This window comes from Streptomyces sp. NPDC042346, from assembly GCF_055581845.1.
Genome location: NZ_JBVJEH010000002.1, coordinates 845,505 through 856,061 on the forward strand (window position 1 = coordinate 845,505; position 10,557 = coordinate 856,061).

Genomic DNA, 10,557 nt, shown 5'->3' on the forward strand with positions numbered 1-10,557 from the left:
GGGGGCTGCGTGGCGCGAGTGGTCGACGGTCGGTTCGAGCTGGTGGCACGGCTCGGCGGTGGCGGCATGGGAACGGTCTGGCGGGCGCGGGACACGGCGCTGCACCGCGAGGTCGCCCTCAAGGAGGTACGCCCGCCCGACCCCGCGCTGGCCGAGTACGACCCCGAGGGCGCCCGGGCGCTGCGCACCCGCGTCCTGCGGGAGGCGAGGGCGCTCGCCCGCATCGCCCACCCGCATGTGGTGACCATCCATCACATCGTGGACGGCGGCGAGGACACGTACCCCTGGCTCGTCATGGAGCTGGTCACCGGCGGCTCGCTCCAGGACCGGCTGGACCGGGGCCCGCTGGCGCCGTCCGAGACGGCCGCGCTCGGGCGCGGGGTCCTGGCCGGGCTGCGGGCGGCGCACGCGGTGGGCATCCAGCACCGGGACATCAAGCCCGCGAACGTCCTGCTGCGGCCGGACGGCAGTCCGGTCCTCACCGACTTCGGCATCGCGGCGATGCACGGCGCGACGGCCCTCACCGCCGCCGGTTCGATCATCGGCACCCCCGACTACATGGCGCCCGAGCGGGTGAAGGGCGAGGAGGGCGGCCCGTCCGCCGACCTCTGGTCGCTGGCGATGATGCTGTACGTCGCGGTGGAGGGGCACCATCCGCTGCGGCGGGCCAACACGCTGGCCACGCTCGCGGCCGTGCTCGGCGAGGACGTGCCGCCGCCGCGGAACGCGGGGGCCCTGACGCGGATCCTGACGGACGTCCTCGTACGGGATCCCTCGGCGCGGCCGGACGCCGAGACCCTGGACCGGCTGCTCGCAGAGGCGGAAGCGGAGGCGGAGGCGGAAGCGGAAGCGGAGACCGAGCCCCCGGCGCCGGCACCCGCCGCGACCGCCGCCCCCACCTCGTACCCGCTCTCACCGCCCCTCCCCGCCGCGCCGCCCGTCCCCGCCGCGCCGCCCGTCCCCGCCGCGCCGCCCGTCCCCGCCGCGCCGCCCCGGAATCGGCGGGTCGCCGCGTACGCGGGGGCCGTCGCGGCGGCGGCGCTGAGCGGCGTACTCGTCTGGTCGCTGCTGCCCCACGGCGACGGCGACGACAAGGGGGCGAGCGGCGCACCGTCCTCCGTGGCGCCCTCGGCACCCGCCTCCCCGTCCGCCTCGACGTCGTCGGGCGCGCCCACCGGCGGCTCCGGGATCACCGTCGGGATCAAGTTCGACCAGCCCGGTCTCGGTTGGAAGAACCCGGACGGCACCTTCTCGGGCCTCGACGTGGACGTGGCGGTGTACGTCGCCCGCGCGCTCGGCCACGACCCCGCCGACATCACGTGGAAGCAGGCCAGGAGCGCCACCCGCGAGTCCCTCCTCACCGGCGGTGACGTCGACTTCGTCGTGGCCACGTACACGGTCAACGACGAGCGGAAGCGGCGCGTCGACTTCGCCGGCCCCTACCTCGTGGCCCATCAGGACGTCCTGCTGCGGGCGGACGACACCGCCGTGGCGCGCCCGGCGGACCTCAACGGCAGGAAGGTCTGCTCGGCCGTCGGCTCGACGTCCGCGCTCAACGTCCGGACGCTCGCCCCGCAGGCCCGGCTCACGGAGTACGACAGCTACGAGCGCTGCGTCACCGATCTGTCGTCCGGCGCGGTCGACGCCGTGACCACCGACGACTCGCTCCTCGCCGGCTACGCCGCTCAGGACCGGTTCAAGGGCGAGTTCCGGCTCGCGGGCTTCCGCACGACCGACGAGCCGTACGGCATCGGCCTCCCGAAGGGCAGCCCGCTCACGGCGAAGGTCCGGGCCGCGCTGGGGCAGATGATCGTCGACGGCTCCTGGAAGGCCGCCGTCCGGAAGAACCTTCCGCTCCTGCGCGCCGACACGCCGCCCCTGCAGTAGCGCGGCGTGCCCCTCGGGTCCCGTGTTCGGGTGATCGTCCGCTGCTAGTGTCCGGTGCGGGGCGTGAGCCCCGTGACAGGGTGAGGAGGAGCCCGTGAACGCCGCGGACGAAGACCGGCAGCAACTGGACGCGGCCAGCGTCCTCAACGCCAAGACGACACTCCTCCAGCTCCTGGCCAGGGCCGGGGTCTGGTCCGGCGACGCCGAGGAGCTGATCGGGCTCGTGGAGGCCGGCGCCCTCGCCCTCGCCCACACGGAGATCGGCGGGAGCGGACGGAGCGCGCCGGGAGAGCGGGGCGAGCTCTACGAGGCCGGCTGGCTCGACGGCAGCCGGGCCGTCGCCGACGACCTCGCCGTCATCGCCGAACGCACGCTGCGCCATGCCCTCGCCCCCGATCCGACGGTGTCCTCGCCCGACGACCGTTCGCCCGTCGGGCGGGCGGAGATGGAGCGGGCGAAGGTCGCGGTCACGCCGCTCTACCTCTCGTACACCGCCGTCTCCGACCTCGACCCCGACGCCACCGAGCAGGTGCTCGGCGCCGTCCTCCGCACGATGAGCCCCCGGCAGCGCGCGGGGTACCCGGGTCGGCTCACGGAGTTCACCACGACCCATCACGCGCGCTTCGAACGGCTCTACGCGCAGTACGGCCCCGACAGCGCCATCGCGATCCACGGCCGCTACTCCCTGGTCCACTCGCCCACCAGCGTCGCCGTACTGGAACGGCTCACGGCGGCACCGGCGGCGCTGCACGAGGAGTGGGACGCCGCCGAGCTCCCGCCCGCGTGGCTGGACGGGCTGACCACCGCCTGGGGTTCGGCGGCCTGAAAGGCATTCCGGCCCGCGCGATTTTGGGTCCGGTGGTTCCCGGCCGCCGCGTCGAGAGTGAAGGTCGTGGCGGGGGCGGTGGTGGCCACCGTCACCACGGCCGCTCGGTGCGGGTCCGTCCATTCGAGGAGGCGGAGGCCCGCCGCGCCGGCTTTCAGCTCCGCTTCCGCGCGTACCCACAGGCGGAGCAGGGACGCGCCGGGGTCCGGCTCCGCGGCGGCCTTCCGCACGTCCACCTCGGGCAGCACGCGGCCCAGTACGGACAGGGAACCCGGCCGGCGCGTGGAGGGCTCCACGTCGACGCCGACGGCACCGGGACCGACGGCCGCCGCGACAAGACCGTCGGCGTGGCTCAGGCTGACTCCGACGCCGGGGCGGTCCGGGAGGTACGGCCGGCCGTGGCCGGATCGCCCGCAGCCGGGGCAGAGCTGGGCCGGGGCCGACTCCCCAAGTGATCCCCCGGTGAAGCGGGCGACGCACAGCCGCAGCAGCAGCCGTGCGGCCAGCACGTCGTCCCGGCGGCTCGGCACGCGCACCGCGGCGAGGCGCCGCCGCTCCCACGGTTCGAGGAGTCCCTCGTGCAGCTGCGGGTGGGCCAGTACCTCGCCGGTGGTCGCGACGGCGGCCAGCGCCGTACGGGTGTCCGGGCCGCCTGACAGCGGGCCGCTCGTCACGGGCGCGTGCTCAGCCCGCGGCGGCCGCACCGGGGGCCGCGGTCGTTCCGGAGGGGGTCAGAAAGCGGCGCTCCACACGGCTGAGCGTGCGGAAGTCGTCGATGGTGACCTCCTGGAGGTCGATGCTGTCGCCGGACATCTCTTCCAGGAGGTCGATGAACTCCAGGAAGTCCATCGAGTCGATGAGCCGGGCCTCGATGAGGTCCTCGTCGGCGTCGATCGGGCCGACGAGGCCGGGGTTCTTCTCGTGGAGCCACTCGGCTATGCGTTCCATGGTGCGGGTCACTCCTTGCTGGTACGGGTGCTGTGGTGCGGGTGCTCGGTCAGGGGTGCTCGGTCTCAGGCGGCCCGGGCGGCGCGGAGGCGCGCGAGGGCCTGCTCGGGGGTGCCGTGGGCGAGGATCATCGCGTGCACCCAGCGCTCGACGCCGAAGGCGACGCAGGCGCTGTACGCGGGTCCCGCGGCGCCCGCCCGGATGTCGAGGCGCTCGCCGAAGAAGTTGCGGTGCCGGTTGACGGAGGCGATGGCGGTGCCGTCCGGGGCGCTGAACTCGTGCTTGACGGGGTCGAGCGCCATGAGGCGGGCCCGGGAGCCGCCCCGGTCGTAGAACGGGTCGTCGGCCGTGGCCCGGGTCAGTTCGAGGCCGAGGCGCCCGGCCAGTTCCTGGATGAACTCCGCGCCGTTCTCCAGGTGTTCGACCGCGCCTTCCTTGGTGCCGAGGTACAGGACTTCGCGCATGTGGAAGCCCCACAGGCGGCGCAGCCCGTCGTAGTGGGTCTCGTTGCGGAAGCAGCGGCCGGTCGCGGAGAGCCGCAGCCCGTCCTCGCCGACGTCCCGGCCCTCCAGGGAGAGCAGCAGTCCGTAGCAGGTGGCGGAGGGCAGCAGGTGGCCGGTCGGCCGCAGCGGCAGCTCTCCGGGGTTCTCGCCGGCCGCCAGGCCGTCGAGCGCCTCGGGGGTGAACCGTCCGGCCGAGACCCCGAGATGGGGGAAGTTGCGGAAGTAGTCCAGCCGCGCGAGGCCCTCCACGGACAGCAGCGGCGGTCCGACCACCTCGGGGGCGGAGAGGCGTGCGGCCAGACCGGTCAGCAGGTCGTCGAGGCCGTGCAGCAGGGCGGTGTGGGCCGGATCCAGCGTGAGCAGACCCGGACCGGGGTTCTTCAGGCCGCCGTCAGGCAGGGCTGTGCTGCTGGTTGTACTCATGGAACCGCTCTCTCTCAGCGTGGGGCGGCGGACGGTCGGGGGCGTCGACAGGCGGTCGGGACGCATCTCCACGACGTGACGGTGACGGCGCCGGCGCGACGGTCCGAACGTCCGAGAACTGGACCCTAGGCCAGCTCTTCCGCACTTGTCTAGACCAAAGTCGGCCGGTCGGCGGCCGTCGTCAAGAGTTCGTTTCGATCTTTCGCGCATGTCAATTGCGCTCATCGAGCCGACACTTGACAGACGCTATGGTCTAAACCAATGCTGCTGTGTAATCGGCGGCGCCCGTCCCCGGCCCTGACTCCCGTTCCTGGAGGGACCACATGACGACCCCCGCTTCCCCCGGCCGCTCGCGCCGTCCCTACCTGCACAGAGCGGCGTCGGACGTCCCGTACTTCAGCGCGGACGGCGAGTCCTATCTGGCGCAGACCACCCTGCGGGAGCTGAAGAAGTCCCGCCCCCTGCGGGTGCTGTCGGACGAGGACTTCGCCCATTGGCAGACGTACGGATACGTCGTCGTCCGCGAGGCCATACCCGCGGAGGAGGCCCGCCGGCTCCTCGACTTCACCTGGAACTTCCAGGGCCTGGACCCGGACCGGCCGGACAGCTGGTACGAGGACCGGCCGTTCCGCTCCGAGCTGGACCAGCAGCTGCACGTCTATGGATTCGTCGAGGCGTACCACCACCAACTGCTGTGGAACAGCCGCCAGTCCCAGCGCGTGTACGACGCCTTCGTCGACGTGTGGGACTGCGAGGAGCTGTGGGTCACCCTGGACCGGCTCAACCTCAACCCGCCCAACGTCGGGAACCGTGACCGCGCCCTGATCGAGCCCACGGACCGGGGCTTCGACATCGAGCTGCACTGGGACATCGACACGACGATCGGCGTCCCGCCGCAGCGGGTGCAGGGCATCATCGCGCTGAACGACACCCGGCCCGAGACCGGCGGATTCCAGTGCGACCCCGAGCTGTTCCGGCAGTTCGAGGAGTGGAAGATCGCCCAGCCGGCCGACCGCGACCCGCTGCGTCCCGCCGTGGACCGGACCGAGTTCCCCGTCGTCCGACCCGAGCTCCACCCCGGCGACCTGCTGATCTGGAACGGTCTGCTCGCCCACGGCGTGGCGCGCAACCTCTCCGAGAACGGGGTGCGGGCGGTCCAGTACCTGTCGATGATGCCGGCGCTCGAAGAGCACGAGCGGCTGCGGAAGTCCCGTGTCGAGTCCTGGCGGCACCTGCGCACCCCGCGCTGGAACCGCACCCTCGTCGGCGATCCGGTGCTGCACGAGTCCAAGCGGTATCCCACGGCCGAGCTGACCGAGCTCGGCAGCCGTCTCCTCGGGCTCACCTCGTGGCACGACACCGGCACGGACACGGCGGCGGCCGGCGGGCAGAGCGGAGAACCGTCGTGCGCCGCGTCTGTCTGACCCTCCCCACCAACCGGGCCTGCTCCGACACCATCAGGGCGGTCGCCGAGGAAGCCGTCTACGGCGCCCGCCGGTTCGGCGTCGAGGTGCACGTCCTGATCCTGGACTCCTCCGAGGCGTCCGTGCTCGCCGCGCACCGGGAGACGGTGGCGGCCCTGCCCCCGGCCCCGGGGGTGGTCGTCCATCACCTCGACGAGACGCAGCAGCGGACCTTCCTGCGGGAGGTGATCGCCCGGTCCGGCGTCGCCGCCCCCGACCGGGTGCTCGACCTGATGCTGCCGTCCCGCGTGTCCTACGGCGCCTGCACCAACCGCGCGTTCCTGATCGCGGAGGCGCTGGGCTGCGACTCGCTGCACCGCCGGGACTCCGACAGCCGGTACCAGTCCCCTCCGCCGTCCCCGTCCCCGTCGCCGTCGCCGTCCCCGTCCCCGTCGTCGTCGTCGTCGGAGGACGGCGGCGGCGGCGAGCCGGTCTTCCCGATCCACCACGAGCTGACGGCTCTGGGGCGGCGGGCGTCCGACGTGGCCGGGCTCGTGTCGCGGAGCAGGCTCGACCCCGCGTGCGCGGACCGGCCGGTGTCCCTGGTCGGCGGCTCCTTCATCGGCGAGATGTCCGTGGACGTCGCGGAGATCCGCCGGCTCGATCCCGCCGTCTACGAGGACGTCGTCGGCCTGTCGGTCCCCGACGACTGCCCGGAGATCTGGCGCAGGCACCTCATCGACGAGTCGTTCCGCGGCGCCGGCACCGCCCCCTTCACCGGCGACCGGACGACGCTCACCAGCGTCAGCCCCCTGCGCGTGGACATGTGCAACATCGCCTTCACCCGCGAGGTCTACGGCCGGGTGCCGCTGCCGCCCGCCACCGACACCGTCGGCAGCGACTACTTCCTCATCCACGTGGTCCAGGACGCCGGGCTTCCCGGTGTCCTGCACAACCGCCACATCGTCAACTTCCATACCGACGAGCGCCGTTCCGACGCGGGCTTCCTGGCCTACCAGCGGCGCCTCGCGAAGTTCTTCCTCGCCACGCCGTACCTCGACGCCGTGTACGCCCGGATGGCCGCCGCCGGCGCGGAGCTGCTCGACGCGGAGGGCCGTGTCCGGGCGTCCGACGTGGCCGGATTCGTGCGGGACAGCACCCGCGTGGACCGCGCGCGGAACGCGGAGCGGCTGGACGTCGTCGACCGCTCCTACCGCAAGCTCGGCGGCCGGTACGCCGACGCCGCCGACGTCCTCGCCGCCGAGCGCGAGCGACTCCTCGACGAGGCCCGGGACGACATGGAGGAGTTCGCCCTCCTGATCGACGCCTGGGGTCCGCTGACCCGCTCCACGAAGTCCGTGAAAGGCATCACATGGTGAGTGAGCGAGACTCCTCGCGGCTCAAGGACGCCCGCGCCACCACCGTCACCGTCGCGTACGCGGGCGGCGAGGAGCGGCGGGGCCCCGTCACGATGGGGCAGGCCAACATGATCCGCTGCATCCTGCGGGACGAGCCCGCGCACATCAACATCCACGACGTGTGGCCGGCGCCCTCCGGCACCCGGAGGGAAGCGGCCGTCGACGCGCTGCGCGTCCTCGCCGTACGGCATGAGGCGCTGCGGACCACGTTCCCCCACCCCCCGGAATCCGCCCCCCACGAGCAAGTCGTCGCCGCAGAGGGCACGTTCAGGGTCACCTTCCTCGACCACGACGAACTCCCCGCCGAACCCGAGCGGTACGCCGAGTCGTTGGCGCGCGAGGCCCGGGACGACCGCTTCCACCTGGACCGGGACTTCCCCCTCCGGGTCACCCTGGTCGCCCTCGACGGCGCGCCGGTGTTCGTCGCGCTGGCGGCCAGCCACGCCGTGGCCGACATCAGCGCGCTCGCCGTCCTCAAGGAGGAGTGGCTCGCAGTGCTGTCCGGCGAGACGCTTCCCCCGCTGACGGCGCTCACACCGCTCGACCTCGCAGCCGAGGAGGCGACGCCGGCCGGGCTCCGCAAGTCCGCGGCGTCGCTGGGGTACTGGGAGCGGATCATCCGTACCGGACCGCAGGCCATGTTCGCGGAACCGGGTGCCGAGGGCACCGAGGTCCGCGTGCCGCAGCTCACCCTCCGCTCGCGGCGGGGCGCCCGCGCCCTGGCCCTCGTGGCGGAGCGCACCGGCGGCCTCCCGCAGACGGTGCTGCTCACGGCTTGGTGCGCGCTCCTCGCCCACCGGACGGGCCAGTCCGCGTGCGTGGCCGCCGTCCCGACCTCCAACCGGTACGAGCCCCGCCTGGCCCGGTCGGTGAACACCCTCTCCCAGGACGCCTTGCTCACCCTCGACGTCCGGGTCCCGTCCTTCGACGCGCTCCTCAGCAAGGCCTGGGGGGCCGCGCTCAACGCGTACCGGCACAGCCGGTTCGACGCGGTGAGCCTGTGGGAGATGATCGGGCGGACGACCTTCGAGCGGGGCAGCGTGTTCGCACGCGACATCGTCTTCAACGACGTGAGCACCCTCCCCACCGCGCTCCCCTCCGCCCACGGCCCCGCCTCCCCCGGCCCCTCCTCCCCCGGCGGCGAAGCCGTCACCGGGCCGGAGCTGGAGCTCGGCTGGGGGGAGGAGCAGGTGCTGCCGACCCGGGTCCTGACCTTCGTCCACGAGACGGAGCCGCTGCTGCGCCTCGGCGTGTGGGCGGATCCCGCGCTGTTCCCCCGGGACCGGGCGGAGGAGTTCCTCGTCGGACTGGTACGCCTCCTGGAGGCGGCCGCCACCGAGGACGTACCGCTGGACGCGCTCACCGAGGTGACGGGGGTCCGGCCGGTCGAGCGCGGCCCGGAGTGGGAGCGGGTGGACGGCTCCTGGGTCTCGCCGCAGGCCGTGGCGGAGGCCCTGAGCCGGGCCCTCGACGGCGTACCCGTCCACGTACACGTCACGGCGGATCCCCCGCGCGGCGACGGATCCCCCGAGGGGGACACCGGGCGGGGCCTCACCGCGTACATCGCCTCCGGGGGCGCCCCGCTGACTCCGGCGGCGGCCCACGCCGCACTCATGGACGCCCTCCCGGGCCGTCCCGGAGTCCTGGCACCCCGCCGGTACGTGATCGTCCAGGACCCGCCGGCGGAGGCCGACCGGGACGGTGCCTGGCTCGGGCAGCAGATTCTCTCGGAAGGGACCGGCCGGGACCGGCGGATGTGACATGACGATGGATACCGATGATGTGAGTGTCCGGCAGAAGCCTGACGCGCTTCCCAGCCCGTGGCGGTCGAGCCGCTTCCGGCTGTTCTTCACGGCCCGCAGCGCGTCGCTGCTCGCCGACGGCATGCTGATGGTCTCGCTCACGACGGCCGTGCTCGGCGCGGGCTACGGCGCCAGTGGCGTCGGATACGCGCTGGCCGCGTGGATGGCGCCGATCGTCCTGCTGGTCCTCGTCGGCGGAGTCCTCGCCGACCGGTTCACCCCGCAGGTGATGATGGTCGGCGCCGACGTGGTGCGCCTGGTGGCCATGCTCGCGCTCGCGGCGCTGCTCGCCGCGGGCGAGGTGCGGCTCTGGCACATCATGGCGCTGCTCGCGCTCAGCGGCGCCGCGACCGCCATGTTCCAGCCGGGTCTGGCGAGCATGGTCCCGCAGGTCGCCGAGGACATCCAGCGGGCCAACGCGCTGCTGCGGATCTCCGAGGCGATCTGCACCCTGCTCGGCCCGGGCCTCGCCGGCCTCCTCGTCGCCTACTGGGACGCGGCGGGATCCTTCCTGGTCATCGCGGCGGCCTTCGCGCTCAGCGCGCTGGGCCTGGCGCCGCTGCGGAAGCTGAGCACGGCCAAGGACGACAGCGCCGACCCGTTGTGGCAGCGGCTGGCCACGGGGTGGCACGAGTTCCGGTCCCGCTCCTGGCTGTGGGGGGTCATCGCCGTCTGGGCGGTGTACGGCCTGTTCGTCTTCGGCCCGGCGCTGCCGCTGGGCGCGACGCTGCTCACCGAACAGCACGGGTCGAGCGGCTACGGCTGGATCGCCTCGGCCGACGGCGCCGGCACGATCGTCGGCGGACTGCTCGGCATGCGCGTGAAGCCGCGCCGTCCGCTCGTGGCGGGGGCCCTCGCCATGCTCTTCTTCTCGCTCAATCCCCTGGCGCCCGCACTCGGCTGGTCGTTCACGCTCACGGCGGTCACCGGTGTCGTCGCCGGCTGCGGCTTCGCCTTCTGGGGCGTCATGTGGGCGACCAGCGTGCAGACCCACATACCCCTGGCCGTCCTCAGCCGGGTCTCCGCGTACGACATCGCCGGATCCATCATGGTGATCCCGCTGGGGCGTGCGCTGGCCGGCCCGGCGGCGGAGGCCTTCGGCGCCGACCGCGTGCTGCTCTTCTCCGCCGTGGTGGGTGTCGTGTTCCTCGGCATCATGCTCTGCGTCCCGGCGGTCCGGGCGCTGGGCCGGGCACCGGAGGGTGCCGCGGAAACGGAAGCGGAGGGTACCGCGGAAGCGGAAGCGGAAACGGACGCCGGAGTTCGCTGAGACCGGTGAGACCGGTGAGACCGGTGGGGCTACTGCGGCCTCCGCTGCGGCAGGTGGCGGACGGCGGTACGGGGCGG

General features: G+C 73.4%; 8 protein-coding genes. 5 read left to right on the forward strand and 3 right to left on the reverse strand.

Annotated features, from left to right (window positions below; translation table 11 throughout):
* The first annotated feature begins 9 nt into the window (after nucleotides 1-9).
* Nucleotides 10-1,887: a bifunctional serine/threonine-protein kinase/glutamate ABC transporter substrate-binding protein gene (locus ACZ6K0_RS12470; RefSeq protein ID WP_469575874.1), complete on the forward strand. Its 1,878-nt coding sequence runs from the start codon at nucleotides 10-12 to the stop codon at nucleotides 1,885-1,887.
* 678 nt (nucleotides 1,888-2,565) lie between these two features.
* On the opposite strand, the gene ACZ6K0_RS12475 is transcribed toward ACZ6K0_RS12470, so the two are convergent.
* The 3 genes from ACZ6K0_RS12475 to ACZ6K0_RS12485 all read right to left on the reverse strand — a co-directional run bounded on the left by ACZ6K0_RS12475 (nucleotide 2,566) and on the right by ACZ6K0_RS12485 (nucleotide 4,587).
* Entirely contained in the window at nucleotides 2,566-3,387 is an 822-nt protein-coding gene (locus ACZ6K0_RS12475) for a 4'-phosphopantetheinyl transferase family protein (protein WP_469231921.1), read from the reverse strand.
* Nucleotides 3,388-3,397: 10 nt separating this feature from the next.
* Nucleotides 3,398-3,661, reverse strand: a complete 264-nt coding sequence (locus tag ACZ6K0_RS12480) for an acyl carrier protein (protein ID WP_376399077.1) — start codon at nucleotides 3,659-3,661, stop codon at nucleotides 3,398-3,400.
* Between the two features lie 65 nt (nucleotides 3,662-3,726).
* On the reverse strand, nucleotides 3,727-4,587 hold the full coding sequence (locus ACZ6K0_RS12485; protein ID WP_376399080.1) for an aminoacyl--tRNA ligase-related protein: 861 nt from the start codon (nucleotides 4,585-4,587) through the stop codon (nucleotides 3,727-3,729).
* Nucleotides 4,588-4,910: 323 nt separating this feature from the next.
* Between ACZ6K0_RS12485 and ACZ6K0_RS12490 the strand changes: the two genes are divergently transcribed.
* Genes ACZ6K0_RS12490 through ACZ6K0_RS12505 form a run of 4 tightly spaced genes read left to right on the forward strand, consistent with a single transcriptional unit; the run spans nucleotide 4,911 to nucleotide 10,480 of the window.
* Complete coding sequence (locus tag ACZ6K0_RS12490; protein WP_469231924.1) at nucleotides 4,911-6,011, forward strand: phytanoyl-CoA dioxygenase family protein; 1,101 nt, start codon at nucleotides 4,911-4,913, stop codon at nucleotides 6,009-6,011.
* Nucleotides 5,993-7,369, forward strand: coding sequence for a DUF6271 family protein (locus ACZ6K0_RS12495; protein WP_469231926.1), 1,377 nt, complete (start codon nucleotides 5,993-5,995; stop codon nucleotides 7,367-7,369). The genes ACZ6K0_RS12490 and ACZ6K0_RS12495 overlap by 19 nt, the downstream gene beginning before the upstream one ends.
* Nucleotides 7,363-9,168: a condensation domain-containing protein gene (locus ACZ6K0_RS12500; protein WP_469231928.1), complete on the forward strand. Its 1,806-nt coding sequence runs from the start codon at nucleotides 7,363-7,365 to the stop codon at nucleotides 9,166-9,168. Before ACZ6K0_RS12495 ends, ACZ6K0_RS12500 begins: the two co-directional genes overlap by 7 nt.
* Before the next feature lie 7 nt (nucleotides 9,169-9,175).
* Nucleotides 9,176-10,480 carry an MFS transporter gene (locus ACZ6K0_RS12505; protein WP_469231929.1) on the forward strand — a complete coding sequence of 435 codons (1,305 nt, stop codon included), beginning with the start codon at nucleotides 9,176-9,178 and terminating at the stop codon, nucleotides 10,478-10,480.
* The last annotated feature ends 77 nt before the right edge of the window (nucleotides 10,481-10,557 follow it).

Coding starts and splice junctions, on each gene's coding strand:
- ACZ6K0_RS12485 (WP_376399080.1), bottom strand. CDS start 4,587: ATGAGTACAACCAGCAGCACAGCCCTGCCTGACGGCGGCCTGAAGAAC.
- ACZ6K0_RS12500 (WP_469231928.1), top strand. CDS start 7,363: ATGGTGAGTGAGCGAGACTCCTCGCGGCTCAAGGACGCCCGCGCCACC.
- ACZ6K0_RS12490 (WP_469231924.1), top strand. CDS start 4,911: ATGACGACCCCCGCTTCCCCCGGCCGCTCGCGCCGTCCCTACCTGCAC.
- ACZ6K0_RS12505 (WP_469231929.1), top strand. CDS start 9,176: ATGGATACCGATGATGTGAGTGTCCGGCAGAAGCCTGACGCGCTTCCC.
- ACZ6K0_RS12480 (WP_376399077.1), bottom strand. CDS start 3,661: ATGGAACGCATAGCCGAGTGGCTCCACGAGAAGAACCCCGGCCTCGTC.